Genomic DNA, 24,977 nt, shown 5'->3' on the forward strand with positions numbered 1-24,977 from the left:
GCGCGACGGCGTGCAGATCATCCTGTCTGCGTGGCGCGGCGGCGGCGGAATTCCTGCACGGGCACGCCGCCCCAGCCCCAATTGTCGGTGTCGACTTCCTCGATCACGACGAAGGTGGACTCGAGCGGCTTGCCGAGCACGTCGCGCAGCAGCTCGCTCGAGCCCTTGATCAGTGCGGCCTTCTCCTCCGCCGTGAGCGACGCCGCACCCGGCGCCGTTCCCTCGCGGGTCACTTGAATGGTGACGATGGGCATTGTCGTTCTCCTCCGCTCAGTGGCCGGCGCTCTGGCCGCCGTCGACATGCAGGATCTCGCCGGTGACAAAGGAGGCGCCCTCGAGATAGAGCACGGCGTCGACGATGTCAGACATCTCCCCCATATGGCCGACCGGGTGCAGTGCGTCGAGCTGGGCATGCGTCGCGACCGGGTGCATCGGCGACTTGATGATGCCGGGCGACACCGCATTCACGCGGATGCCGCGCCTGGCATATTCGATCGCGAGCGACTTGGTCGCGGCGTTCAGCCCGCCCTTGCTCAGCGAGGCCAGCACCGAGGGCACATTCGAATTGGCCTGATCGACCAGCGTCGTCGTGATCTGGACGACGTGGCCAGACCCCTGCTTCTCCATTTCGGCGATGGCAAGCTGCGTGATGTTGAAGAAGCCCGCGACATTGGTGCCCATAACTGCGGCATAGTCCTCGGCCGTGTACTGGGTGAACGGTTTTGCGACGAAGATGCCCGCGTTGTTGACCAGCGTGTCGACTCGGCCGAAGCGGGCGATCGCTTGCGACACCACGCGCTCTGCGGTGGACCGCTCGGCGATGTCGCCTGCAACGGCGAGGACGTCGTCACCCGACGGCTTGATGGAGCGCGCCGTTGCGACGACGCGATAGTTGCGATCGCGAAAACCCTGGACCAGGGCGGCGCCGATACCCTGCGATGCACCGGTGATGATGGCGACCTTCTGCTCGATACCCATGACGGGCTCCTGTTGTTGGCTTGAAAACCTGCGCCAGCGGCGGCTGGCTTGGGCGTTGAGGTACGCTGCGGCGGCTTGCTTGCGAATATCCGCTGCCCGGCAGACACTCTTTCGCGACGCGAACGAATGCCGGATCGATCCTTGCGCAGGTTGTCGCAGCCGGCGCAAACGCCTAGCTTTCAGCCGAAATCTCAGGGGGCTGCGGCGAGCGCATGGATCGTCTGGACGCGATGAAGGTGTTTGTCCTTGCGGTGGACGAGGGCAGCTTGGCTGCCGCAGGACGCAAGCTCGGCCGATCGCCGGCTGCGGTGAGCCGCGCCATCGCCTTTCTGGAGCAGCGGGTCGGCGCCGAGCTGCTGCACCGGACGACACGCTCGATCAAGCTGAGCGAGGAAGGCGAGCGTTATGTCGCGATCTGCCGCCGCGTGCTCACCGATCTGGAGGAGGCCGAGGACATCGCGGCCGGACCGCGCACGGCTCCGCGTGGTCTGCTCACGATCACCGCTCCGGTGGTCTCCGGCGAGATGGTACTGCGGCCGATCCTCGACGCGTTTCTCGACGCCTATCCGACCGTATCGGCAAAACTCCTGCTGTTCGACCGTGCGGTCAATCTGATCGAGGAAGGCGTCGATATCGCGCTTCGCATCGGTCCGCTGGCGGATTCGGCGATGGTGGCGATGCGGGTCGGCGGGATCAGCCGCGTCGTGGTGGCAGCTCCCCGCTACCTGAAACAACATCCGCGCATCACCGAGCCGGGCGATCTCGCCAAACACCAGATCGTCGCGATGGCGCATCTGCCCAGTTCCTGGACCTTTGCGCCGCAGCCGGGCTCATCGGCGCCGCGCACCGTGCAGTTCACCCCGCGGCTCGTCGTCAACAGCACCTATGCGGCAGTGGCCTCCACTGTGGCCGGGCGCGGCGTGGCGCGGATGTATTCGTACCAAGTGGCCGAGCAGGTCGCGCGCCGCGAGCTCGAGATCGTGCTGGCGGACGACGAGGATCCGGAGATGCCGGCGCATCTGATCTGCCCGCAGGGCCGGCTTTCGGTGCCCAAGGTGCGCGCCTTCACCGACTTCGCCGTGCCCCGGCTGAAGAAGCAGTTTGCGCTGCTGAAGCAGAGCACCAAGGCGCGTTGAGCCGCTTCATGCCCCCGCAATGCGCGTTTTCGCGTATACGGCGGGGCGGCTGAATCGGCGATGGTTCCTGAACGGTTAACGCCGATTTAACGGATGAGTCCTACCCTGTCTCGGCCGGGGTTACTCGCAAGGCCGAGGTGAGCCCAATGGAAGCCCAGAGAATAGCGGTCGACGCCGTCGTCGCGCTGACCGATTGCGACCGCGACGCCGTCATCGCCTTCATCCGCCGCCTCTATCTCGCCGGCGTCACCGACCCCAAGCGCCTGACCTTCAAGGGCCTGCAGGCGCTGTCGCGGGCTTGATTCGGCTCGTTTCGGCCGGTTTAGACCCCAGTCCATCCCCTTGCTCTCCCCGGCGTGATTGCAACCCAGCGGTGAATATCTTGCCGCTCCGGCCGGGTCGGGCTACACGACACCCCGGCTGGGTCACTTGGGGATTGGGGAAATGTTGAAACAGCTTTTTGCGCCGCAGCTCGTCATTTTGTACGTGCTTGCGGCTTCGACGATTTACGTCCACTTCCGCGGCAAGCAGCGGCTGCGCTTCGCGCGCCAGCTCGGCGATCACTCGACCTATCTCGCACCTTACAATGTGCTGATGTATGCGGGCTCGGCGGTGCCGAACAAGCCGGTGATCTCGGTCGATCAGTTTCCGGAGCTGAAGCCCCTCCGCGAGAACTGGGAGACCATCCGCGACGAAGCCGTGCGCCTGTTCGATGAAGGTTTTATCCGCGCGGCGGCGAAGAACAACGATTGGGGCTTCTACTCGTTCTTCAAGAGCGGCTGGAAGCGGTTCTACCTGAAATGGTACGACGACTTCCTGCCGTCGGCGAACACGCTGTGCCCGAAGACGGTGGAGCTACTCAAATCGATCCCGAGCGTGCATGGCGCGATGTTCGCGATGCTGCCGCCCGGCGGCAAGCTCGGCGCTCACCGTGATCCCTTCGCCGGGTCTCTGCGCTATCACCTCGGCCTGGTCACGCCGAACTCGAACAAGTGCCGGATCCTCGTCGATGGCGTCGAATGCGTCTGGCGTGATGGCGAGGCCTTCATGTTCGACGAGACTTTCATCCACAGCGCCGAGAATGCGACCGACGTCAACCGCATCATCCTGTTCTGCGACGTCGAGCGCCCGATGAAATACGGCTTCATGACCGCGATCAACCGCTGGGTCAGCCATCACATCGTCAAGGCGTCGGCGACCCAGAATGTCGACGGTGAGCACGTCGGCGTGCTCAACAAGGTGTTCGGCAAGCTCTACGAGATCCACCTCGCCAGCCGCAAGGTGAAGGAGTGGAACCGCAATGTCTACTACACGCTCAAATACGCGCTGACGGCGCTGATCCTCGGGCTGATCGTGTATTCGGCACTGAATTGAGGCAAATGCGCGGGGCGGATCAGCGAAGCTTGGTCGGCCGTTGCCTCATCTCGATCCGCCCTAGCGCGATCGTCTGATCTCGGTCGGCATTGTCTAGTGATGGTGCTTGTGCTTGTGCCCTGCGGAGCCGTCGGGACGCTGATAGCCCCGTAACTCTGCATATCGCTGCATCTGGCTCTGATCGAGCACGGCAGCGGTTGAGAGGTGGTATTTGAGGTGGCTCTCGCGGAGCTGCCCCTGAGTTTCGGCAATGGCGCCAATGCTGGTCTTGAGCGCTTCCGATGTGACCCTGCGGGAAGAGAAGAGGTCTTCCAGCGCTCTCTCTTGCTCGACGAGCTTGTTACCCAGCGGAACGGCTTCCTGTTTCATGGCATCGAACAGCCGTTGAACCTCGGCGCGCTGATCGGCGGTCAGGCCGAGACGATCACTGAGCTCGAGGACGTGGCTGGGACCGGGATATCCATTGAGCTCCGCAGCGAGAGCCAGGCCCATACCGCGTCCGGCGCGGAGATCGTCGATCTGTTGCTGTGACAGCGCCTTGATGGGGCGCTTCTCAAGGCCGGCATAGGGTTGACTGGACTGCGCGCCGGCTGTGCTGCCCGTGAGGAGGAGGGAGGCTGCAAGCAGAAGGACGCGGTTCATGAATCTGGCTCCCACAAAATGGAGCCGGCCGATGTCGAAGCATCGAACCCGGCTGTGACGTGACACCTGTCGCGATCGAGTGATCCCGGAGCACAAATCTTGCTGGATCGTCCGGCCCATGGCAACAAAGATCGCCGTGATTGAGTTGCCGAATGTGGAGCAGGTGATGGCCTCTTTGCCGACCGCGAATACTGAGATCACGCAGTTCTTCCGCCGATGGCTGGACACCTTCGCGGGTTATGTCCGAGAGGTCGATTACGCCTCGGCGCGGCCGCTCTTCGATCCGGACGTGCTCGCCTTCGGCACCCATAGCGACGTCATCCCCGGCCTCGATCAATGGGTCAAAACCCAATGGGACAATGTCTGGCCGAAGACGACCGACTTCCGTTTCGTCCTCGATCAGACCTCCGTTCTGGCATCACCGGACGGTATGATGGCAACCGTCGTCGCGCCGTGGACGAGCACGGGCTATCATCCCGATGGCAGCACGTTCGCGCGCCCAGGCCGCGCGACGATGGTGTTTTCGAGGAACGGCGATGGCTGGCTGTGCGTGCATTCGCACATGTCGCTCAATCGCGGTGTGCCGCAGGCGAGCCACGCCAATCGGCCGGTAAAGGCCTGGTAGCTCGACCGCGTGCACGATCGACATGCAAAAGGCCCCATTCCGGGGCCTTTTGAGTTCGAGCTGCAGCGAGCCTTATTCCGGCTGGCCGATGCTGACCTTCAGCGTGCCGATGCCGTCGACGCCGCATTCGAGCTTGTCGCCAGGCTGGAGCTGCGACACGCCGGCGGGCGTGCCGGTCATGATGATGTCGCCGGCGGCGAGCTTCACCTGCTGGGAGAGCTGCCAGATGATCTCGGGCACGTTCCAAATCAACTCGGTGAGGTCGCCCTTCTGCGCTTCCTTGCCGTTGACCGTCAGCCAGATCTTGCCCTTGGAGGGATGGCCGATCTTCGAGGCCGGCTGCAGCGCGGAGCAGGGCGCCGAATAGTCGAACGACTTGCCGATCTCCCACGGGCGCTCCTTCTTGCGCGATGCGATCTGGAGATCGCGCCGGGTGAGGTCGATGCCGACAGCGTAGCCGTAGACGTGGTCCAGAGCCTTGTCGGCGGGAATGTTCAGTCCACCGCTCTTCATCGCGACGACCAGCTCGACCTCGTGATGCAGATCCTTGGTCAGAGGCGGATAGGGAATGGTGGCGCCGTCGGGCACCAGCATGTCGGCATGCTTGGCGAAGAAGAACGGCGGGGCGCGCTCGTCATTGCCCATCTCGCGGATGTGCTCGAGATAGTTGCGGCCGACGCACCAGATGCGGCGTACCGGATAACGGCCGCTCTCGCCGACGACGGGAAGCGAAGCCTGGGGCGGAAGCGGGATGACGTAGGAGGCGGCGTTCATGCGGGTCTCGCTGCTCTTGAGGTGGAACGAACTCTATGCGGTTGCGCTGATCGGCGCCAGAGCGCCGGCGTGGTGATGCTGCAGGCGGAAGAACGAGGCATAGCGGCCGCCGCGACGGAGCAGCTCGTCATGGCGGCCCTGCTCGACGATCTCGCCGCCTTCGACCACCAGGATGCTGTCTGCGTGCATGATGGTGTGCAGGCGGTGCGCGATCACGATGGTGGTGCGGTTCTGGCAGAGATGCTCGATCGCCTCCTGCACCTGCCGCTCGGATTCGGAATCGAGCGCGGCAGTGGCTTCGTCCAGGAGGATGATCGGCGCGTTCTTGAGCAGCGCGCGCGCGACCGCAATGCGCTGGCGCTGTCCGCCCGAGAGCTGGGTGCCGTGCTCGCCGACGGGCGTGTCGTAGCCGAGCGGAAAGCCGGTAATGAAGTCGTGCGCGCAGGCCGCCTTCGCCGCCTCGACGATCTCGTCCTCGCTGGCGTCCGGCTTGCCGAAGGCGATGTTGTTGCGGATGGTGTCGCGGAACAGATAGACGTCCTGGCCGACATAGGCGGTCTGGGCGCGCAGCGATTTGCGCGAGACCGACGAGATCGGCTGGCCGTCGATCACGATGTCGCCCTGCGTCACCTCGTAGAAGCGCAGGAGCAGGCCCAGCACGGTCGACTTGCCGCCGCCGGAGGGGCCGACCAGCGCAGTCACCTTGCCGGGCTCCGCGACGAAGCTCATCCGGTTGAGCACCGTCTCGCCCGAGCGATAGGAGAAACTGACATCGCGCAGCTCGATACGGGCATCTGTCAGCTTCAGCGCCGGCTTGTCATCGTCGGACTGCTCGCTCGCGGGGCTGTCGACGACCTCGAGCAGCATACGGGCGCCGACGAGCTGGCTGTTGAGATCGATGTTGAGCCGGGCCAGCCGCTTGGCCGGCTCGGTCGCCATCAGGAATGCGGTCATGAAGGAGAAGAACGCGCCGGGCGTGGCGTTGAGCGCGACCACGGCATAGCCGCCATACATCAGGCAGCCCGCGACGGCGAAGCCGCCCAGCATCTCCATCAGCGGGTTGGAGCGGTTGGCGACGCGAGCCATCTTGTTGGCGTTGCGTTCGACGACCGCGGTGTTCTCGTCGATGCGCCTCTGCATGGTCTCTTCGAGCGTGAACGCCTTGACGGTGCGGATGCCCTGAAGCGATTCCTGCATCGTCTCCATGATGTCGGCGGTGCCGGTGAACTGGTTGAAGGCGAGGCCCTTGATGCGCTTGACCAGCTTGCGCAGCACCAGCATCGCCGGGGGCACTGCGACGAGGCCGATGAACGACATCAGCGGATCCTGCCACACCATCACGCCGATCATGGCGAGCAGCATCAGGAGGTCGCGCCCGACGGCGTTGACCAGCATGTTGAGGACGTCGGTGATCGACTTGGCGCCGGCGGTCAGCCGCGCCAGGAATTCGGAGGAGTGCCGCTCGGAAAAGAAGCCGACGCTCTCGCGCATCAGCTTGGCGAACAGCTGGCGCTGGTTGGTGGCGAGGATGGCGTTGCTGATCTTGGTCAGGATCACCATGTGGCCGTAGGTTGCCACGCCCTTGACGAACAGCAGAGCGACCGTGATCCCCGAAAACATCGCGATGCCCGGGATGTTCTTGTCGACATAGGCCTGGTTGATGACCTGGCCGAGCACGTAGGTCGCGCCTGCGGTCGCACCGGCCGCGAGCGCCATCAGCGCGAAGGCCACGAGGTAGCGCCGCCAGTAGACGATTCCCTGTTCCGTGATCAGGCGGCGAATCAGGACCGCTGCCGCGTAGGGATCGTCGGTGATTTTCTTTGGAAACTGGGCCATCCGGTGTCCATTGACGGCGCAGGACAAAAGCCTGCCCGCGCGTCAGGGATCGATGGGCCTCTGTGCCCGCTCAAGCCGGGTTTTTCAAGCCCAATTAAGGGCTTGCGCTTGGGATGATTCTAGGCGGAGGCGGCGTGGCGGAGCTCGCCGTGGCGCTCGCGGAACAACTTGTCCTCCCAGGCCAGCGCATGGGCTGCGATGGTCTCGAGGTCGTCGTATTGCGGCCGCCAGTCGAGCAGGCTGCGGATGCGGCTGGTGTCGGCGACCATGGTCATGATGTCGCCGGGCCGGCGCGGGGCGTATTGCACGGCGAAGCTGCGGCCAGAAACCCGGCGCACCGCGTCGATGGTCTCCAGCACCGAATAGCCGCGGCCATAGCCGCAATTGAGCGTGGACGAGGCGCCGCCATTGCGCAGATAAGCGAGTGCCGAGCGATGGGCCTGCGACAGGTCCGTGACGTGGATGAAGTCGCGGATGCAGCTGCCGTCCGGGGTCGGATAGTCGGTGCCGAACACGTCGATCTTGGCGCGCTGGCCGGTGGCGGCTTCCACCGCGATCTTGAGCAGGTGCGTGGCGCCGACGGTGGCTAGCCCAATGCGCGCCTGCGGATCGGCGCCGGCGACGTTGAAGTAACGCAAGGTCACGTATTGCATGCCGTAGGCGGCAGCGACGTCGTGCAGCATGATCTCGGTCATCAGCTTCGAGGAGCCGTAGGGCGATAGCGGCCGCGTCGGCGCGTGCTCGGGCACCGGCACCTGATCCGGATTGCCGTAGACCGCAGCGGTCGAGGAAAAGATGAAGCGGCCAATGCTGCGCTTGACCGCCACGTTGAGCAGGTTGCGCGCAGTGGTGAAGTTGTTGCGGTAATAGCCGAGCGGATCGCGCATCGAATCCGGCACGACGACCGAGCCTGCGAAATGGATGATGCTCTCGATGTCGTGCTGGGCGATCACGCCTTCGAGCAGGTTCTCGTCGCCGGCATCGCCGATGAACAGCGGCACGCCTTCGGGCAGGTAGGCCGAGAAACCGGTGGAGAGATCGTCGATCACGACGACGTCCTCGCCGGCTTCCGCCAGCGCCAGGACCGTATGACTTCCGATATAGCCGGCGCCGCCGGTGACTAGCACAGTCATGATCTCACCCGTCTTCGATCAACGCGCAAGGCTAGCGCTTGCGTGGTGAAGAGGGGGTATCGGCACAGCTGAACTGGTCACTATGCTTAATGTTGCGTATAGGGACTTTGCGAAATGGAGTGTGACGTGGCGGGTTTCCCCGGCGATCTCGAATTGATCGTGCCAAATCTGCACAGGCGCTATTCCGGGGTCACCGCGACCAACCGGATGGTGGCGCCGCGGCTGGCAAAGCTGTACCGCGCCGCCTGGTTCGGCTCGGACGCGCCGGCGGGGATCGCGCGCCTGAGCATCGGAGATCTCCTCAAGCTCTGGCGCCGCAAGCGGCCTGTGATCTGGCATGCGCGCCGCAACAACGAGATGATCGCGGGCGTTGGCTTGCGCGCGCTCGGCTGGCCGCTCAAGCTCGTGTTCACCTCGGCGGCGCAGCGGCATCACAGCTGGATCACGCGCTGGCTGATCCGGCGCATGGACGCGATCATCGCAACGTCAGATCTCTCGGCCTCGTTCCTGAAGGTGAAGGCGACGGTGATCCCGCACGGCGTCGACACCGACGTCTACGCGCCGCCCGCCGATCGCGCTGCGGCTTTCGCGGAAGCCGCGCTGCCCGGCCGCTACGCCATCGGCTGTTTCGGCCGCGTGCGGGCGCAGAAGGGCACCGATCTGTTCGTCGATGCGATGTGCCGTCTGCTGCCGCGCTATCCGGATTTCACCGCTGTCATCGTCGGGCAGGTGACGGCCGAGCAGACGCCCTTTGCCAACGACCTGAAGAAGCGCATCGAAGCAGCAAACCTGCAATCGCGCATCGTGATCACCGGCGAGCTGCCGATCGAAGCAGTGCAGCGCTGGTATCAGCGCCTGACCATCTACGCCTTCACTTCGCGCAACGAAGGCTTTGGTCTGACGCTGATCGAGGCGATGGCGGCCGGCAGCGCGCTCGTGGCCGCACGCGCCGGCGCGGCGGAGCTCGTCGTCGAGGATGGTGTCACCGGCGTGCTCATCCCGACGGGAGATGCCGACGCGCTCGCTGCGGCGCTCGAGCCGCTGATGCGTGATGTGGCTGCGGCGACCGCGATGGGTGAGCGCGGGCGGGCGCGGGTGCTCGAGAAGTTCAGCCTCGATGCCGAGGCGGCGCGGATCGGCGCGGTCTATCGGCCGCTGCTCTGAGGCCGTTTTCGCCTGTCGCAAACAAAACCGCGAAAACAACCCCATGCACAGTAGCCGGGGTCAGCAAAATCAAGGAGTTGGCGGAGAGTTCGAGAGATTGCGGATTTTTCGAACGAATTTTGACTCGTCGGGCAAAACAGTGGCAGGATGTCATCATCGGGCGAGCCACGATCGCCTCAGTTCGTCACCCGCTTCCCGCTTCCCCCAGCACCCTCTCCGCAATCCCCACCACCTCGCTTGCCGCAATATTCCGCATGCAGCGGTGGTCGTTCACCTTGCAGACCGTGCTCTGGCAGGGCTGGCAGGACAGCTTTTCCTTGTCCTGCACCAGTGTCGCGGCGAGGCCGTTCAGCGGGGCCCAGAGATAGGGGCTGGTGGGACCGAAGATGCCCATGGTCGGCGTGCCCAGGGCGGCTGCGATGTGCATCAGGCCGGAATCGTTGGAGATGGCAACGCCGGCGGCGGCCATGGCGAGGATGCCATTGCGCAAGTCCGAGCCGGTGAGATCGCGGACGCCCGGGCCGCCGGCGGCGACGATCTCCTGGGCGAGCTCCTTTTCGGCGGGACCGCCGACCACCCAGACCTCGAGGCCGCGCTCGACCAGCAGGCGAGCGGCTTCGGGATAAGAGGTCCAGCGCTTGGAGACGCCGACCGAGCCCGGGGCGAGCGCCACCGCAGCGCCGGCGCCGAGACCATTGGCCTCGCGCCAGCGGGCGATCTGTTCGGCCGGGACGCGCAGTTGCGGCACCGGCCATTCCGCCGGCAAGGGCGCGCCGTCTGGCTGGGCTAGGGCGGCGTTCTTGTCGATGAAGCGGGGCAGCTTCTTCTCACCCCAGCGCCAGCGGTTGAGCAGGCCGAACCGGAGCTCGCCGACGAAGCCGATCCGTTCAGGAATACCGGCGAGTGCCGGCGCGATGGCCGCCTTCCAGGTCCGGGGCAGCACCAGGGCAGTGCCGTAGTTCCGCTTCCGCAGCAGCCCCGCCAGACCGAACTGGCGTGCGACGGCGAGCCGGCTGCGCGGCATGTCCCACACGATGCCGGCGCGGACCCCGGGCATGTAATCGACCAGCGGGGCGCACAGGGAGGTGGTGAGGAGATCGACCGGCCGGTTCGGCCAGCGCTCCTTCAGGACCCGCACGACGGTGTGATTCCGCACGAAATCGCCGATCCACATGTAGGGGACGATCAGGATCGGGCGTGTGTCGCTCCGGTCTGCATCACTACCAAGTTGCGAATCAATATTCATTCGTTATGAGGGCCGAACACGTGCCGATATGGCGGCTCGGTTAGCCGCTCCGGGCCGGCAGGTAAAGGCGGCAGAAGAGCAATCCCAAAACAGCTTACACTTTGGCGGATCATGCGCTAGGGCAGGATCGGGCACCTAAAATCGGGCAGGTAGGTGGAATGTTGCTGGTGACCGGCGGGGCCGGTTTTATCGGATCGAATGTCGTGGCCGCGCTGAACGAGGCCGGTCGCAGCGACGTCGTGATCTGCGATCTCCTCGGAACCGAAGGCAAATGGCGCAATCTCGCCAAGCGGCAGCTTGTGGATATCGTTCCCCCGACCGAGCTGATGGACTGGCTGAAGGGCCGCAAGCTGGAGGCCATGATCCATCTCGGGGCGATTTCCGCGACCACGGCGACCGACGGTGATCTCGTCGTCGAGACCAATTTCCGCCTGTCGATGCGCCTGCTGGACTGGTGCACGATGAATGCCGTGCCGTTCATCTACGCGTCCTCGGCGGCGACCTATGGCGACGGCACGGAAGGCTTCGACGACGATTCTTCGCTTTCGGCGCTGAAGAAGTTGCGGCCTATGAATCTCTACGGCTGGAGCAAGCACCTGTTCGATCTCGCTGTCGCCGAACGTGTGGCGCGCGGCGATCGGCTCCCGCCGCAATGGGCCGGCCTGAAATTCTTCAACGTGTTCGGGCCGAACGAATATCACAAAGGCTCGATGATGAGCGTGCTGGCGCGGCGCTTCGACGACGTCAGGACAGGCCGGGTCGTGCAGCTGTTCAAGTCGCATCGCGAGGGCATCGAGGACGGCGATCAGCGTCGCGATTTCATCTATGTCGACGATGTCGTGCGCGTGGTCCTTTGGCTGCTCGCGACGCCGTCGGTGTCCGGCCTGTTCAACGTCGGCACCGGCAAGGCGCGCAGCTTCAAGGACCTCATGCTGGCTGCCTATGCGGCGCTCGGCACCAGGCCCAACATCGAATACATCGACATGCCCGAGCAGATCCGGGACAGCTACCAGTATTTCACCCAGAGCGAGGTCGATCGTCTGCTCCGCGCCGGCTATAACGGCGGCTTCACGACGCTCGAGGACGCGGTGAAGGCCTATGTCGGGGATTATCTCGACCGGCCCGACCGCTTTCGCTGAGGCCCTTTCGACCATGCCGACGCCCATTCTCGATTTCGATGCCCTCGCGCAAGCCATCTCAGGCCGTACGGTGCTGTGCATCGGCGACATCATGCTGGACGAGTTCGTCTACGGCGAGGTGTCGCGGATCTCGCCGGAAGCGCCGGCGCCCGTCATCGCCGCCCAGCGCAGCGAGATCCACGTCGGCGGCGCCGGCAACGTCGCGCGCAACGTCGCTTCGCTCGGCGCGCGCTGCATCTTCGTCGGCCTCGTCGGCGACGACGACGCCGGCACGCGGCTCGAGGCCGCGCTCAATGATCAAGCCGGCATCGAGAGCGTGCTGGTGCGCGACGCCTCGCGGCCGACCACGCGAAAGGTCCGCTTCGTCTCCGAACATTTTTCCACGCACATGCTGCGCGCGGATTGGGAGCAGGCGCTGGCTGCGTCCGACGAGGTCGAAACGAAGTTGATCGACGCGATCCTGCCGCAGATCGCGCGCGCCGACATCGTGCTGCTGTCCGACTATGCCAAGGGCGTGCTGACGGCTCGCGTGATCCGCCACACCATCGATGCCGCGCGCAAGCTCGGCAAGCCCGTCATCGTAGATCCCAAGAGCCTGAACTGGGCGATCTATCGCGGCGCCACGCTGCTCACGCCCAACCGCAAGGAATTCTCGGAAGCGACCCGCAGCCGCGCCGACACGGTGCAGAGCATCGTCGAGGCCAGCGAGGACGTGATGCGGCTCGCCGATTGCGAGGCGATCCTGGTCACCCAGGGCGAGCACGGCATGACCTTGGTGCCGCGGAATGGCGGGGCCGTCCACGTGCCGGCCGTCCCGGTAAAGGTGCGCGACGTCTCGGGCGCCGGTGACACCGTCGCCGCTGCGGTTGCGGTGTCGCTCGCGGCCGGCGCGGACTGGGACACGGCACTGCGCATGGCCAACGCCGCCGCCGCCGTCGCGGTCGGCAAGCAGGGCACCGCCAGCGTCAGCGCGGCCGAGCTGCGACGCAAGATCCTGCCGCATGCCACGCTCGCGGCCGAAGAGAAGATCGTGCTCGACCCGGCAGCACTCGACGCGCAGCTCGCCGAATGGAAAAGGCAGGGCCTGCGCGTCGGCTTCACCAACGGCTGTTTCGACATCCTTCATCCCGGCCACGTCAAGGTGCTGACCGCGGCGCGCGCCGCCTGCGACCGCCTGATCGTGGGGCTCAACAGCGACGCCTCGGTGCGGCGGCTGAAAGGTGCCGATCGTCCGGTCCAGGACGAGCGCGCGCGTGCCGAGGTGCTCGCCGCACTGGAGGCCGTCGATCTCGTCGTCATCTTCACTGAGGACACGCCGATCGACCTGATCACCAGGATCAACCCCGGCGTGCTGGTGAAGGGCGGCGATTACACACGCGAACAGGTCGTCGGCCATGAGGTGGTCGAGGCCGCGGGCGGGGCGGTCGTGCTGGTCGACATTCTCCAGGGCTTCAGCACGACGGCGCTGGTTCATCGCGCCCGGGGAGGGGGCAAGTGACGGCGCTCGCACGCGAGACCCCCGGCCAGGTGTTGCGGCGGCGCCTGCGCAGTCCGGCGGCCTGGCGTGAAACAGTCGATCTGTTTGCGATCCTGACTGCGGCCTCGCTGCCCTGGTCGACATCGCTTGCGGGGATCTTCAACGCGCTGATGCTGATCTGCATGGTGCCGTTCCTCGATCTACGCGACTTCCTGCAGTCCTTAAAGCGTCCGATCTGCATTGCGCCGATCGCGCTGGTCGTTCTCGCGCTGCTGGGGACGCTATGGTCGGACGCGGCCTGGGGTGCGCGCTTCTACGCGGTCAATCCGACCGTCAAGCTGCTCGTGCTGCCGGTCCTGCTCTATCATTTCGAGCGCTCGCCGCGTGGCCACTGGATATTCATCGCCTTCCTGGTGTCCTGCGCCTTGCTGTCGGTGATGTCCTGGCTGGTCGCCTTCTACCCGAACCTCGCGCTCAAGACCGATCCGCCCGAGCGCGGCATCTTCGTCAAGAACTACATTGACCAGAGCCAGGAATTCGCGCTTTGCGCGGTGGCGCTCGCCTATCCGATCGTGATGCTGTTGCGCGAGAAGCGATACTGGTTCGCCGCGTTGCTGACGGCGCTGGCGCTTAGCTTCTTCATCAATATGACCTTCGTGGTGGTGTCGCGCACCGCGCTCGTCACCATTCCGATCATGTTCGGCGTGTTTGCACTGCTTCACCTCAAATGGCGCAGCATCGCGATCATCTCCGGCGCGCTGCTCGTCGGCGCCGTTCTCGCCTGGCAGGCCTCGCCGCAATTGCGCCACACCGCCGAGAGGTTTACGACCGATTACACCGGCTATGTGGAACGGGGCGAGGCAACCTCCATGGGCATGCGGCTCGAGTTCTGGCGGAAGTCGCTCGGCTTCTTCGCGGAGGCGCCGATCCTGGGGCACGGCACCGGTTCGACCCGCGGGTTGTTCGAACGCGTCGCGACGCCCGCCGGTCAGGGGCGGGCGTCAGCCGAGGTGATCGGCAACCCGCACAACCAGACGCTGAACGTTGCGGTGCAATGGGGCGCGATCGGCGTCGCCATTCTCTACGCGATTTGGATATTGCATCTGCGGTTGTTTCGCGGCGACGGGCTTGCCAATTGGATCGGACTCCTAGTCGTGGTGCAGAACGTCTTCACCTCGCTGTTCAACTCGCATTTGTTCGACTTCCACGAGGGCTGGATGTACGTCATTGGCGTCGGCGTCGCCGGCGGAATGGTGATCCGGGAACAACAGCTCGGGGCGAAGATGAGGGAAGCCGGTTCCTGAGGGGCCACGCGGCTGGCAAGTCTTGTCGAGATGGGCTATCAGCGCGGTCAAGTTGCATTTAACTGGGTTTTCATCGGTCGGCGGATGACGCGAATTTCGCATCTCACCTCGCGCAATTTCCTGATCGCGCTCCACGACCTGCTGGCGACCACGGCGGCGCTTTTTGCCGCCTTCTATCTGCGATTCGAGGGTGGCGACGATTTCTACGCTCGATTGCCGCTGCTGTTCCAGATCCTGCCCTACTTCCTCGCCTTCAGCGTGGTCGTGTTCTTCCTCTGCAATCTGACCACGACGAAATGGCGTTTCATCTCGCTGCCTGACGCGCTGAACATCATTCGCGCGGCGACCGTGCTCACGGTTGCGCTGCTCGTGCTCGACTACATCCTCGTTGCCCCCAACGTTCGCGGCGCCTTCTTTCTCGGCAAGGTGACGATCGTCCTCTACTGGTTTCTCGAGATCTTCTTCCTCAGCGCGCTGCGCATGGCGTACCGCTACTTCCGCTATACACGGGTGCGGCGTCACGCGAGGGGCGAGGAGGCCGCGCCGACGCTGCTGATCGGCCGCGCCGCGGATGCCGAAGTGCTGCTGCGCGGCATCGAGAGCGGAGCGATCAAGCGCATCTGGCCGATCGGCGTCTTGTCACCATCGCCTGCCGATCGCGGCCAGCTCATTCGCAACGTGCCGGTGCTGGGCGGCATTGACGACGTCGAGGACGTGATCTCGGATTTCGCCAAGCGCGACAAGCCCATCGCGCGCCTCATCATGACACCATCGGCTTTCGAGCCGGAGTCGCATCCGGAATCGATCCTGATGCGGGCGCGCAAACTGGGTGTGATCGTGAGCCGGATGCCCTCGCTGGAGAGCGGCGATACACCAAGGCTCACGGCGGTTGCGGTCGAGGACCTCCTGCTGCGTCCGAGCGAGAAGATCGACTATGCTCGCCTGGAGGCCTTGATCAGGAGCAAGGCCGTGATCGTCACCGGCGGCGGCGGCTCGATCGGATCCGAGATCTGCGAGCGTGTGGTCGCCTTCGGCGCGGCACGTCTCTTGATCGTGGAAAATTCCGAGCCGGCTCTCTACGCGGTCACCGAGGCGCTGGCCGCGCGTGGTACCACCGCACAGATCGAAGGCCGGATTGCCGACATTCGCGACCGCGAGCGCGTCATGCGCCTGATGGCCGAGTTCAAGCCCGACATCGTCTTCCATGCCGCGGCGCTCAAGCACGTGCCGATCCTCGAGCGCGATTGGAGTGAGGGCGTCAAAACCAACATCTTCGGTTCCATCAACGTCGCGGACGCCGCCGTTGCCGCCGGCGCCGAGGCGATGGTGATGATCTCTACCGACAAGGCAATCGAGCCGGTGTCGATGCTCGGGCTCACCAAGCGCTTTGCCGAAATGTACTGCCAGGCGCTCGATCGCGACCTCGCAGCCGGAGCGAGCGGCAGCAAGCCGCCGATGCGGCTGATCTCGGTCCGGTTTGGCAACGTGCTGGCCTCGAACGGGTCGGTGGTGCCGAAGTTCAAGGCCCAGATCGAGGCCGGCGGGCCGGTGACGGTAACTCATCCCGACATGGTCCGTTACTTCATGACCATCCGCGAGGCCTGCGATCTCGTCATCACCGCGGCGACGCATGCGCTTGGGACGCAGCGTCCCGACGTCTCGGTCTACGTGCTCAACATGGGCCAGCCGGTGAAGATCGTCGATCTCGCCGAGCGCATGATCCGCCTGTCCGGGCTGCAGCCGGGCTACGACATCGAGATCGTGTTCACCGGCATGCGGCCGGGCGAGCGCCTGCACGAGATCCTGTTTGCCTCGGAGGAGCCGACCCGCGAGATCGGCGTGCCCGGCATCATGGCCGCGCAGCCGAACGAGCCGCCGATGCAGACGCTGCGCAAATGGAATGCGGCGCTTGAGCAGGCGATCGCGCGCGACGATCGCGCCACCATCAGGACCATCCTGAAGGATGCCGTGCCGGAATTTGGATCCACGGCGGCCTGACCATTGTTGCGCAATCCAGCGCTCGGGGAGCGACGATGAGCGAACGCAAACCGGTCGTGCTGGTGACGGGAGCGAGCGGCTTCATCGGCCGTCACCTCGGGCAGGCGCTGGTGCGCAAGGGATGGTCGGTCCGCCCCGTCGTCCGCAAGCGGCAGGGCATCGACGGCAAGGTCGTGATCGAATCGATCGGCCCCGACACCGACTGGCGAGCCGCGCTCGAGGGGGTGGAGGCGGTCGTTCACCTTGCCGCGCGCGTGCATCACAGGCGCGAGGAGCATGCAGCCCAGCTCTACCAGGACGTCAACACCGCCGGCACGGTGCACCTGGCGCGCGCTGCGGCGAAGGCGGGCGTGCGCCATTTCATCTTCATCAGCACCGTGCTGGTGCATGGCCGCAGCAACGAGGGCAGGGCCCCGTTCAACGAGAACGACGTCCCGACGCCGCGCGGCCTCTACGGGACGTCCAAGGCGGCGGCCGAGGCAGGCCTGAGGACGCTCGCGGGCGAGAGCGACATGAAGATCTCTGTGATCAGGCCGCCCATGGTCTATGGCGCGAGCGCCAAGGGAAGTTTCGCTCTGTTGACGCGCGCGATGAACCTTGGGGTGCCGTTGCCGTTCGCCGCGATCCGCAATCGCCGCGCCTTCCTTGCCGTGCAGAACCTGTCGTCCTTCATCCTGCATCGGCTCGCTCATCCAGATGCGGCCGGCCATTTCGAGATATTCCTGCTCGCCGACAGTGAGCAGTTCTCGACGCCCGAATTCATCGCGCGTCTGGCTAAGGCCTCCGGCAAGCGCCCGCGACTGTTCGGCGTGCCGCCGGGCTTGCTCAGCGCGCTTTTCCGAATGATCGGCCGGCAGGACATGCATGACAGCCTGATCGGCTCGCTCGAGCTCGACGTCTCCAAGGCGCTCGCGACCGGCTGGCGGCCGGAGGTTTCGCTCGATGAGGGGCTGCGGCTCGCCGTGTCGGCTCAGGACGCCTGAGGGCGGGAGAAGCGGCGCAGCAGGAGGGCGACCGCGATCGCGCCGGCGATCAGCGCGGGCAGCGTGACGGCCACCGTCGCGGCGCGAACGGCGAGGATCGCCAGCCCTGCGAGCACGAGGTTAAGCAGGAAGACTTCGCCGCTCACCCGGGACACCGAGAAACCGTTGTCGGTCGCGCGCTGATAGAAATGCGAACGGTGCGCCGACCAGAACGGCTCGCGGCGCGCGATGCGCCGAAACAGCGTGATGGTGGCATCGGCGAGGTAGTAGGCCGGCAGCAGCAGCGCCGCAGCCGCTTGTCCGTGCAAGGCGAGCTCGAGCAGGCACCAGCCGAGCAGGAGGCCGATCGGCAGGCTGCCGACATCGCCCAGGAAGACTTTTGCGACAGGACGGTTGAACGGCGCGAAGCCGAGCGTGGCGCCGCACAGCGCGGTGGCGATCAGCACGGCCGGCCATGGGAGATCCCCGAGCATTCCCAGCAGCAGCAGCGCAGCGGTGATCGGAACGACTTCCGCCACCGTCATCAGGTCGAGCCCGTCCATGAAATTGACGAGGTTCACGAACCAGACGCCGGCAAGGACGATGAGGCCGCGCTCCAGCGCGAGCGGCAGCGCCGGCACGATGCGCGCGGTGTCGGGGGCGGTGAACACCACGGCGCCGACGCAGGCGGCCTGCAGCACCAGGCGCACCAGCACGGGCAGCGATACGATGTCGTCGACGAAGCCGACCAGCGCGATCACGATTGTCGCAGCGACCAGCGCCGGCGGGATCGCGACATTGGCGGAGACCCCCCACAGCGAGGCAACGATCAGCGTCGCGGCGATCACCGCGATGCCGGCGCCCTGCGGGGTCGGGACGCGATGGGAGGACCGCGCATTCGGCCGCGCCAGCGCGTAGCGCTGCAGCAGGGGGCGGCTGGTCCAGGTCACGAGCGCCGAGATCAGCGCGGCCGCCGCAACGGCAAGCAGCAGGGCCGCGCCGGCGAGCGCATCGGCAGCCGAATTCACTCCGGCACTCCGATCGGGGCCGACCCTTGCGCGGCTTTCTCGGCGCTGAGGATCCAGACCAGGCCGCCGACTGCCCCGACCAGGAAGAACACGGCGCCGAACAGCAGCGAGACGTTGACGCCCTCGTTGGCGGAAAGTCCCGCGAAGCCGAACGCAAGGCTCATCGTGGCCTCACGCACGCCCCAGCCGGCGATCGAGATCGGCATCATCGTGATCAGCATCACCGGCGGCACGAGCAGAAAGACGTCGCTGAAGCGAACCGGGGCCCCAATCGACTGCACGACGCACCAGGCGATGACGACGGCGAGCACGTGAACGAGGACCGACAGGATCGCGACGACGGGGCCGCTTGTGCCGCTGAAGATCACGCGATTGGCGATGACGGCGCAGGCGTGGATGTGATGCGTTGCCCACCAGGTCTTCAGCCAGCGCCATTTCAGCGCGCCGAAGATCAGGAAGCCGAGGCCGCCGGCGAGCGCCAGGAGGTCGATGAGCAGCAGCGCCGAGCGACCGTGCGGATCGGTGATGAGGGTGTAGCTCCAGGGCAGGCTGGCGACGATCAAGATCGCGAGCGCGACCAGGCCGATGGCGCGGTCGACGAAGATCGAGTAGGTCGCCGTGCGCCAGCCGGCGCCGGCGCGGGCGACCAGCCACAGGCGCACGGCATCGCCGCCGATCGCCGACGGCAGCGTCTGGTTGAAGAACGAGCCGATCACGTTGTATCGCATGGCGCGGCCGAGCTCGAGCGGCGCGCCGCAGGCGGCGCTGATCTCGCGCCAGCGCAGCACGCCGACGAAGATCTGCAGGAACGTGACCGCGATCGCCACACCGAGCCAGACCAGGCTGGTCAGGGTGAATCGGGAAAACAGCTCGGACAGGTCGACCTTGCGCAGCGCCAGATAGAGCAGCGCCGCGGAAATCAGGATCTTGGCCGTCGACAACAGGATTCGGCGCATCTCGTCCGCATGAACAGGGTTTGCTAAGATTTGGAGGCAACCCGACGCGAGGCGCCGAATTCGGCCGCTTTGGTATGGTTTTGGCGCCGATCTTGCAATAGCCGTCGTTAAGGAGGCGTCGTTAAGGAGGCGTCGTTAAGGACGCCATGAGGAGATCGCGTGAAGGAGCGGGGAGCCTATTGCGACCCCGTCGAGGTGGCGGCTAGACAGGATCGGGCGAGGGATCACCCAGGGAACAGGATGACGGATCGGGCGATTTTGGTCACGGGTGCGGCCGGCTTCATCGGCTTCCACGTCGCCCGGCAGCTCCTGGGCGAAGGTCGCGCCGTCGTCGGGCTCGACAATCTCAACAGCTATTACGATCCGGCGCTGAAGAAAGCGCGCCTTGCTCTGCTCCGGGACCAACCGCGTTTCTCGTTCGTCGAGGCCGATCTCGCCGACCGCGAGACCATGGCGGCGCTGTTCGCGCAGCATCGTTTTGCCAAAGTCGTGCATCTGGCCGCGCAGGCCGGCGTGCGCTACTCGATCGAGCAGCCGCAGACCTACGCCGATTCCAATCTCGTCGGCTTTCTCAACGTGCTGGAGGGCTGCCGCAACAATGGCTGCGGTCATCTGGTCTACGCCTCGTCATCCTCCGTTTACGGCGCCAACACAAAACTGCCATTTGCGGTTGCGGACCGCACCGACCATCCGGTCAGCTTCTACGCCGCGACCAAAAAGGCGAACGAGGTGATGGCGCAGTCCTACAGCCATCTTTATCGCCTGCCGGTCACGGGGCTGCGGTTCTTCACCATCTACGGGCCATGGGGCCGCCCCGACATGGCCATGTTTCTGTTCGCGAGCGCCATCATGGCCGGCAAGCCGATCCGGCTCTTCAACCATGGCAAAATGCGCCGCGATTTCACCTATATCGACGATGTGACGCGCGTCGTGTCCAAGCTGATCGATCTCGTGCCTGCGGACGATCCGGCTGCCGCAAATGCGCCGTCAAAGCTCTACAATGTCGGCAATCATCATCCGGAGGAACTGATGCACGTCGTCGGTCTTCTGGAGCGGGAGCTGGGCCGGACGGCGATCAAAGAATTGCTGCCGATGCAGCCGGGAGATGTGCTGGAAACGTTCGCGGATGTCGAGGATCTCTCGCGCGACACCGGCTTTGCACCGTCAACGCCGATCGAGCATGGGGTTCATAACTTCGTCACCTGGTATCGGGACCATTTCAAGGTTTGAGATCACGATGGACAAACGCATAATCCCCCTGATCATGTGCGGCGGTGCCGGCACGCGGCTGTGGCCCGCTTCGCGCGAGGTTCGGCCCAAGCAGTTCCTGCCGCTGTTCGGCACGCGCTCGACGTTCCAGGACACGCTGCTGCGCGTGTCCGATCCCTCTTTGTTCGACCGGCCGATCGTCATCACCAACGCCTCCTACCGCTTCATGGTGCTGGAGCAGCTCGCCGAGATCGGCATTGAGGCCGACGTGATCCTCGAGCCGATGCGGCGCGATTCCGGCCCTGCCATCGCGGCCGGCGCGGTGTTCGCGCAGAACCGCGCCAGCGAGGCGATCGTGCTCGCGCTCGCCGCCGATCACGTCGTGCAGAATAATGCTGCCTTCGTCGCCGCCTGTCGCGAGGGCCTCACCGCCGCGAATGCCGGGCGCATCGTCACCTTCGGCGTCAAGCCGGAACGGCCGGCAACGGAATATGGCTACATCAATCCGGGCGACGTGATCGCGGGCGAGGTGCAGGCGGTTGCGCGCTTCGTCGAGAAGCCGGATGCGGTGAAGGCCTCCGACTACGTCAATTCCGGCTATCTATGGAACAGCGGCAACTTCATGTTCCCGGCGAGCGTGCTGCTCGACGAATATCGCAGGGTCGATGCGGCAAGCGTCGAGGCCGTCATCAATGCGGTCAACAATGCCGGCCGCGATCTCGGCTTCGTCACGCTGGAGCCCGAGGCGTTCGGCGCGGCCAAGGCGATCTCGATCGACTATGCGGTGATGGAGAAGACTTCGCGCGCCGCCGTCGTGCCGGTGTCGTGCGGCTGGTCCGACGTCGGCTCCTGGCATGCGGTATGGGAGCTGTCGGAGAAGGACGCGCAAGGCAATGCCGCGCACGGCACCGCCGTGTTCGAGGATTCCCGCAATTGCAACGTCACCACGGATTCCGCGCTGGTCGCGCTCGAAGGCGTCGACGATCTCGTCGTGGTCGCGACCGCGGACGCGGTGCTGGTCTCGCGGCAGAAGGATGCCAACGGGCTGAAGCGCCTGGTGACGAAATTGAAGTCGGTCGCGCCGAAGGTCACCGAAGAGCATCTCAAGGTGCACCGGCCCTGGGGCAGCTATCAATCCGTCGACAATGGCGAGCGCCACCAGGTCAAGCGCATCGTGGTGAAGCCGGGCGGGCGGCTGTCGCTGCAGAAGCACCATCATCGTGCCGAGCACTGGATCGTGGTCCGCGGCACGGCGCAGGTCACCGTCAACGAGACCGTGAAGACGGTGCACGAGAACGAGTCGATCTACATCCCGATGGGCGCCGTCCACCGGATGGAGAATCCCGGCAAGATCCAGCTGGAGCTGATCGAGGTCCAGACTGGAAGCTATCTGGGGGAAGACGACATCATCCGGATTGAAGACGACTATCAAAGGTCGTAACCAGCAAACTCCGAATCACGCGACCCGGGCCGAGAAGCGGTATCATTTTCGGCCTAAGGCCCGGGGAACGTGTAACTTTTTGAATCAAATCGTGTCCGGCCCGCCAGGGCGGCATTCGCCACAAATGTGGCGTCCGTGCTAGAAGCGGCCCGGGGATTTGCGTTGAATCGGGGTTTGCTCAGATGACTTCCAGGGGATCTGCACCGGCAAAGGCCGGCTTGCGCGTCGGTGTCATTGGCGCCGGCGTGATGGGCAGCAACCATGCGCGCGTGCTCAGCGGCCTGCCCGGCGTCAGCCTCGTCGGCGTCGTCGATCCCTCGCCGGCACATCGTGCGCGGGCCACGGAGCTCGCCAATTGCGAAAGCTTCGAGACGCTCGACCAGCTGTTCGCCGAAGGCGTCGATGCCGTCACCATCGCGGCACCGACCCATCTGCATCACGAGGTCGCGCTCGCATGCATCGCCAAGAACATCCACGTGCTGGTCGAGAAGCCGATCGCATCCACGGTGGAAGAGGGCCGCGAGATCGTCGCCGCCGCGCACAAGGCGGGCGTCACGCTGATGATCGGCCATGTCGAGCGCTTCAATCCGGCGGTCGCCGCGGTCAAGCAGGCGATCGCGGGCGAGGACATTCTCTCCATCGCGATCACCCGCGTCGGCCCGTTCCCGCCGCGCATGTCCAATGTCGGCGTCGTCATCGACCTTGCCGTGCACGATATCGATTTGATCCGCTGGTTCACCGAATCCGACATCGTCGAGGTGCAGCCGCAATTGTCGAGTGCGGTCGCCCAGCGCGAGGACATCGCGCTCTTGCAGTTCCGCACCGAGAGCGGCGTGCTCGCCCACATCAACACCAACTGGCTGACGCCGTTCAAGGCGCGCAGCGTCACGGTCGCAACGCGCGGCAAATACGTGATGGGCGATCTCTTGACGCGCCAAGTCACCGAATGCTTCGGCTTCAAGCCGGACGGCAGCTACTCGATGCGGCATCTGCCGGTCGGCCATGACGAGCCGCTTCGCGCCGAGCTGATCGCGTTCCTCAAGGCGGTGCGCAACGGCGAGACGCCGGCAGTGACGGGCGACGAGGGCGTCGCCAGCCTCGAGATCGCCACGCAATGCCTGGAGAGGCCCTCGCGTCCTGCGGCGACGTCACCCGCGCGCAAGGGGCCGCGCCGCGTCGCCGGCTGATCCCTTCCATGTCGACCGCTCAAACGTCACAAGGCGTCATGAACCAGCACTTACGTTCCGAACCCATTCCCTTCATCGACGTCGCCTCGCAGCGCCGCCGGCTCGGCGCCTCGCTCGATGCCGCCGTGAAGCGCGTGATGGACCATTGCCAGTTCGTCAACGGGCCGGAGGTCTTCGAGCTCGAGAAGCAGCTTGCGGCCTACTCAGGCGCCAAGCACGTGATCGGCTGCGCCAGCGGCACCGACGCCATCCTGATGGTGATGATGGCCAGGAATGTCGGGCCCGGCGATGCCGTGCTGTGTCCGTCCTTTACCTTCATCGCGACCGCCTCGCCGGTGGCGCGGACCGGCGCGACGCCGGTCTATGTCGACGTCGACGAGACCACCTTCAACATGAGCCCGGAATCGCTCAAGCGCGGCATCGCCACCGCTCGCAAGGCCGGTCTCAAGCCCGTCGCGGTGATTCCGGTCGATTTGTTCGGCCAGCCCGCCGATCACGACGCCATCGCCGAGATCGCCAGGGCCGAAGGCCTGTTCGTGCTCGACGACGCCGCGCAAGGCTTTGGCGCGAGCTACAAGGGCCGCAAGCTCGGCACCCTCGGCCACGCCACAGCGACCAGCTTCTTCCCGGCAAAGCCGCTCGGCTGCTTCGGCGACGGCGGCGCCATCTTCACCGATGACGACGAGCTCGCCGCCACCTTGCGCAGCATCCGCGTGCACGGGCAGGGCGTCGACAAATACGACAACGTCCGCCTCGGCCTCACCGGCCGGCTCGACACCATGCAGGCCGCGGTCCTGATCGAGAAGCTGAAGATCTTCGATGACGAGATCGCCGCCCGCAACAGGGTCGCGGAGCGCTATGCGCGCGGCCTGTCCAATGTCGTCACCGTGCCGCGCCTCGCGCCCGGCAACACCTCGGTCTGGGCGCAGTACACCATCCGCCTGCCCAAAGGCACCGATCGCGACGGTTTCGCTGCCGCGCTAAAAGCCCAGGGCGTGCCGACCGCGATCTATTACGGCAAGTCGATGCACCAGCAGACCGCCTACAAGCAGTACCCGGTCGCCGAGGGCGGATTGCCGGGTTGCGAGAGCCTGTCGCAGGACGTCATCAGCCTGCCGATGCATGCCTACCTGACCGAGGCCGATCAGGAGCGAATCATCGCCGCCGTCCGCGGCGCGCTGGCGGGCTGAGTTCTTCCCTCTCCCCTTGCGGGAGAGGTTGGCTTCGCGAAGCGAAGCCGGGTGAGGGGCCTCTCTCCGTACGGCATGCACTGAGAGATACCCCTCACCCGATTGAGTCTGTATCTGCCTGCGGTGCTGCCCTCTCCCGCAAGGGGAGAGGGCGCAGTAATGCGCATCGCAAGATGCA

Annotated in this window: 23 protein-coding genes; 14 read left to right on the plus strand and 9 right to left on the minus strand. The window is 65.3% G+C overall.

What is annotated here, in order from left to right:
* Positions 1-17 precede the first annotated feature (17 nt).
* Together I6F20_RS31000 and I6F20_RS31005 are read right to left on the minus strand one after the other, a co-directional pair.
* Positions 18-254 carry a tautomerase family protein gene (locus I6F20_RS31000; protein ID WP_192893139.1) on the minus strand — a complete coding sequence of 79 codons (237 nt, stop codon included), beginning with the start codon at positions 252-254 and terminating at the stop codon, positions 18-20.
* 16 nt (positions 255-270) lie between these two features.
* A complete protein-coding gene (locus I6F20_RS31005; RefSeq protein WP_225129343.1) occupies positions 271-978 on the minus strand; it encodes an SDR family NAD(P)-dependent oxidoreductase in 708 nt (235 codons plus the stop codon).
* Between the two features lie 212 nt (positions 979-1,190).
* Between I6F20_RS31005 and I6F20_RS31010 the strand changes: the two genes are divergently transcribed.
* The 3 genes from I6F20_RS31010 (at position 1,191) to I6F20_RS31020 (ending at position 3,488) form a co-directional block, all read left to right on the plus strand.
* Positions 1,191-2,114 (plus strand): LysR family transcriptional regulator, encoded by a 924-nt coding sequence (locus I6F20_RS31010; protein ID WP_225129345.1) that lies wholly within the window; start codon positions 1,191-1,193, stop codon positions 2,112-2,114.
* Positions 2,115-2,260: 146 nt separating this feature from the next.
* Complete coding sequence (locus I6F20_RS31015) at positions 2,261-2,416, plus strand: hypothetical protein (RefSeq protein WP_007612486.1); 156 nt, start codon at positions 2,261-2,263, stop codon at positions 2,414-2,416.
* 142 nt (positions 2,417-2,558) lie between these two features.
* Positions 2,559-3,488 (plus strand): aspartyl/asparaginyl beta-hydroxylase domain-containing protein, encoded by a 930-nt coding sequence (locus tag I6F20_RS31020; protein WP_225129348.1) that lies wholly within the window; start codon positions 2,559-2,561, stop codon positions 3,486-3,488.
* A 93-nt stretch (positions 3,489-3,581) separates the two neighbouring features.
* On the opposite strand, the gene I6F20_RS31025 is transcribed toward I6F20_RS31020, so the two are convergent.
* The gene (locus I6F20_RS31025; RefSeq protein ID WP_036015773.1) at positions 3,582-4,130 is read right to left on the minus strand and encodes a Spy/CpxP family protein refolding chaperone; all 549 of its coding nucleotides are present in this window, start codon (positions 4,128-4,130) and stop codon (positions 3,582-3,584) included.
* Positions 4,131-4,296: 166 nt separating this feature from the next.
* Between I6F20_RS31025 and I6F20_RS31030 the strand changes: the two genes are divergently transcribed.
* Complete coding sequence (locus I6F20_RS31030; RefSeq protein ID WP_036015790.1) at positions 4,297-4,755, plus strand: YybH family protein; 459 nt, start codon at positions 4,297-4,299, stop codon at positions 4,753-4,755.
* Between the two features lie 72 nt (positions 4,756-4,827).
* Here I6F20_RS31030 and I6F20_RS31035 read toward each other — a convergent pair whose 3' ends face one another.
* The 3 genes from I6F20_RS31035 to galE form a co-directional block, all read right to left on the minus strand.
* Positions 4,828-5,529, minus strand: a complete 702-nt coding sequence (locus I6F20_RS31035; protein ID WP_036029941.1) for a fumarylacetoacetate hydrolase family protein — start codon at positions 5,527-5,529, stop codon at positions 4,828-4,830.
* Between the two features lie 33 nt (positions 5,530-5,562).
* Complete coding sequence (locus I6F20_RS31040) at positions 5,563-7,365, minus strand: ABC transporter ATP-binding protein (protein ID WP_225129350.1); 1,803 nt, start codon at positions 7,363-7,365, stop codon at positions 5,563-5,565.
* 119 nt (positions 7,366-7,484) lie between these two features.
* Positions 7,485-8,498 carry a UDP-glucose 4-epimerase GalE gene (gene galE / locus I6F20_RS31045; RefSeq protein ID WP_225129352.1) on the minus strand — a complete coding sequence of 338 codons (1,014 nt, stop codon included), beginning with the start codon at positions 8,496-8,498 and terminating at the stop codon, positions 7,485-7,487.
* A gap of 126 nt (positions 8,499-8,624) precedes the next feature.
* On the opposite strand from galE, the gene I6F20_RS31050 reads away from it, so the two are divergent.
* Entirely contained in the window at positions 8,625-9,662 is a 1,038-nt protein-coding gene (locus I6F20_RS31050; protein WP_225129354.1) for a glycosyltransferase family 4 protein, read from the plus strand.
* A gap of 184 nt (positions 9,663-9,846) precedes the next feature.
* Here I6F20_RS31050 and waaF read toward each other — a convergent pair whose 3' ends face one another.
* Positions 9,847-10,908, minus strand: coding sequence for a lipopolysaccharide heptosyltransferase II (gene waaF, locus I6F20_RS31055; RefSeq protein ID WP_036015783.1), 1,062 nt, complete (start codon positions 10,906-10,908; stop codon positions 9,847-9,849).
* 158 nt (positions 10,909-11,066) lie between these two features.
* On the opposite strand from waaF, the gene rfaD reads away from it, so the two are divergent.
* The 5 genes from rfaD to I6F20_RS31080 all read left to right on the plus strand — a co-directional run bounded on the left by rfaD (position 11,067) and on the right by I6F20_RS31080 (position 17,809).
* Positions 11,067-12,047, plus strand: coding sequence for an ADP-glyceromanno-heptose 6-epimerase (rfaD, locus tag I6F20_RS31060; RefSeq protein ID WP_225129356.1), 981 nt, complete (start codon positions 11,067-11,069; stop codon positions 12,045-12,047).
* 13 nt (positions 12,048-12,060) lie between these two features.
* Positions 12,061-13,545: a D-glycero-beta-D-manno-heptose-7-phosphate kinase gene (gene rfaE1, locus I6F20_RS31065; RefSeq protein WP_225129444.1), complete on the plus strand. Its 1,485-nt coding sequence runs from the start codon at positions 12,061-12,063 to the stop codon at positions 13,543-13,545.
* On the plus strand, positions 13,542-14,828 hold the full coding sequence (locus I6F20_RS31070) for an O-antigen ligase family protein (protein WP_225129358.1): 1,287 nt from the start codon (positions 13,542-13,544) through the stop codon (positions 14,826-14,828). Before rfaE1 ends, I6F20_RS31070 begins: the two co-directional genes overlap by 4 nt.
* Before the next feature lie 84 nt (positions 14,829-14,912).
* Positions 14,913-16,826 (plus strand): SDR family NAD(P)-dependent oxidoreductase, encoded by a 1,914-nt coding sequence (locus I6F20_RS31075; RefSeq protein WP_225129360.1) that lies wholly within the window; start codon positions 14,913-14,915, stop codon positions 16,824-16,826.
* Between the two features lie 35 nt (positions 16,827-16,861).
* Positions 16,862-17,809: an NAD-dependent epimerase/dehydratase family protein gene (locus I6F20_RS31080; RefSeq protein ID WP_225129362.1), complete on the plus strand. Its 948-nt coding sequence runs from the start codon at positions 16,862-16,864 to the stop codon at positions 17,807-17,809.
* Here I6F20_RS31080 and I6F20_RS31085 read toward each other — a convergent pair.
* The gene (locus I6F20_RS31085) at positions 17,797-18,816 is read right to left on the minus strand and encodes an MraY family glycosyltransferase (RefSeq protein ID WP_225129364.1); all 1,020 of its coding nucleotides are present in this window, start codon (positions 18,814-18,816) and stop codon (positions 17,797-17,799) included. The genes I6F20_RS31080 and I6F20_RS31085 overlap by 13 nt on opposite strands.
* Complete coding sequence (locus I6F20_RS31090; protein WP_225129366.1) at positions 18,813-19,772, minus strand: lysylphosphatidylglycerol synthase transmembrane domain-containing protein; 960 nt, start codon at positions 19,770-19,772, stop codon at positions 18,813-18,815. The genes I6F20_RS31085 and I6F20_RS31090 overlap by 4 nt, the downstream gene beginning before the upstream one ends.
* 240 nt (positions 19,773-20,012) lie before the next feature.
* Between I6F20_RS31090 and I6F20_RS31095 the strand changes: the two genes are divergently transcribed.
* The 4 genes from I6F20_RS31095 to I6F20_RS31110 all read left to right on the plus strand — a co-directional run bounded on the left by I6F20_RS31095 (position 20,013) and on the right by I6F20_RS31110 (position 24,799).
* The gene (locus I6F20_RS31095) at positions 20,013-21,002 is read left to right on the plus strand and encodes an SDR family NAD(P)-dependent oxidoreductase (RefSeq protein ID WP_225129368.1); all 990 of its coding nucleotides are present in this window, start codon (positions 20,013-20,015) and stop codon (positions 21,000-21,002) included.
* A 7-nt stretch (positions 21,003-21,009) separates the two neighbouring features.
* The gene (locus tag I6F20_RS31100; RefSeq protein WP_225129370.1) at positions 21,010-22,422 is read left to right on the plus strand and encodes a mannose-1-phosphate guanylyltransferase/mannose-6-phosphate isomerase; all 1,413 of its coding nucleotides are present in this window, start codon (positions 21,010-21,012) and stop codon (positions 22,420-22,422) included.
* A 182-nt stretch (positions 22,423-22,604) separates the two neighbouring features.
* Positions 22,605-23,609 (plus strand): Gfo/Idh/MocA family protein, encoded by a 1,005-nt coding sequence (locus tag I6F20_RS31105; RefSeq protein ID WP_225129371.1) that lies wholly within the window; start codon positions 22,605-22,607, stop codon positions 23,607-23,609.
* Between the two features lie 38 nt (positions 23,610-23,647).
* On the plus strand, positions 23,648-24,799 hold the full coding sequence (locus I6F20_RS31110) for a DegT/DnrJ/EryC1/StrS family aminotransferase (RefSeq protein WP_225129446.1): 1,152 nt from the start codon (positions 23,648-23,650) through the stop codon (positions 24,797-24,799).
* Positions 24,800-24,977: the final 178 nt, after the last annotated feature.

Origin of the sequence: Bradyrhizobium sp. IC3123, assembly GCF_020193625.1 — a bacterium.
GTDB classification, from domain to species: Bacteria; Pseudomonadota; Alphaproteobacteria; order Rhizobiales; family Xanthobacteraceae; genus Bradyrhizobium; species Bradyrhizobium yuanmingense.

Bases quoted from the DNA above. Each gene is read 5' to 3' on its own strand.
- I6F20_RS31025 (WP_036015773.1), bottom strand. From the start codon at position 4,130: ATGAACCGCGTCCTTCTGCTTGCAGCCTCCCTCCTCCTCACGGGCAGC.
- I6F20_RS31105 (WP_225129371.1), top strand. From the start codon at position 22,605: ATGACTTCCAGGGGATCTGCACCGGCAAAGGCCGGCTTGCGCGTCGGT.
- I6F20_RS31100 (WP_225129370.1), top strand. From the start codon at position 21,010: ATGGACAAACGCATAATCCCCCTGATCATGTGCGGCGGTGCCGGCACG.
- I6F20_RS31035 (WP_036029941.1), bottom strand. From the start codon at position 5,529: ATGAACGCCGCCTCCTACGTCATCCCGCTTCCGCCCCAGGCTTCGCTT.
- I6F20_RS31040 (WP_225129350.1), bottom strand. From the start codon at position 7,365: ATGGCCCAGTTTCCAAAGAAAATCACCGACGATCCCTACGCGGCAGCG.
- I6F20_RS31110 (WP_225129446.1), top strand. From the start codon at position 23,648: ATGAACCAGCACTTACGTTCCGAACCCATTCCCTTCATCGACGTCGCC.
- rfaE1 (WP_225129444.1), top strand. From the start codon at position 12,061: ATGCCGACGCCCATTCTCGATTTCGATGCCCTCGCGCAAGCCATCTCA.
- I6F20_RS31015 (WP_007612486.1), top strand. From the start codon at position 2,261: ATGGAAGCCCAGAGAATAGCGGTCGACGCCGTCGTCGCGCTGACCGAT.
- I6F20_RS31080 (WP_225129362.1), top strand. From the start codon at position 16,862: ATGAGCGAACGCAAACCGGTCGTGCTGGTGACGGGAGCGAGCGGCTTC.
- I6F20_RS31030 (WP_036015790.1), top strand. From the start codon at position 4,297: ATGGCCTCTTTGCCGACCGCGAATACTGAGATCACGCAGTTCTTCCGC.
- I6F20_RS31020 (WP_225129348.1), top strand. From the start codon at position 2,559: ATGTTGAAACAGCTTTTTGCGCCGCAGCTCGTCATTTTGTACGTGCTT.
- galE (WP_225129352.1), bottom strand. From the start codon at position 8,498: ATGACTGTGCTAGTCACCGGCGGCGCCGGCTATATCGGAAGTCATACG.
- I6F20_RS31090 (WP_225129366.1), bottom strand. From the start codon at position 19,772: ATGCGCCGAATCCTGTTGTCGACGGCCAAGATCCTGATTTCCGCGGCG.
- I6F20_RS31010 (WP_225129345.1), top strand. From the start codon at position 1,191: ATGGATCGTCTGGACGCGATGAAGGTGTTTGTCCTTGCGGTGGACGAG.
- I6F20_RS31005 (WP_225129343.1), bottom strand. From the start codon at position 978: ATGGGTATCGAGCAGAAGGTCGCCATCATCACCGGTGCATCGCAGGGT.
- waaF (WP_036015783.1), bottom strand. From the start codon at position 10,908: ATGAATATTGATTCGCAACTTGGTAGTGATGCAGACCGGAGCGACACA.
- I6F20_RS31075 (WP_225129360.1), top strand. From the start codon at position 14,913: ATGACGCGAATTTCGCATCTCACCTCGCGCAATTTCCTGATCGCGCTC.
- I6F20_RS31095 (WP_225129368.1), top strand. From the start codon at position 20,013: ATGACGGATCGGGCGATTTTGGTCACGGGTGCGGCCGGCTTCATCGGC.
- I6F20_RS31000 (WP_192893139.1), bottom strand. From the start codon at position 254: ATGCCCATCGTCACCATTCAAGTGACCCGCGAGGGAACGGCGCCGGGT.
- rfaD (WP_225129356.1), top strand. From the start codon at position 11,067: ATGTTGCTGGTGACCGGCGGGGCCGGTTTTATCGGATCGAATGTCGTG.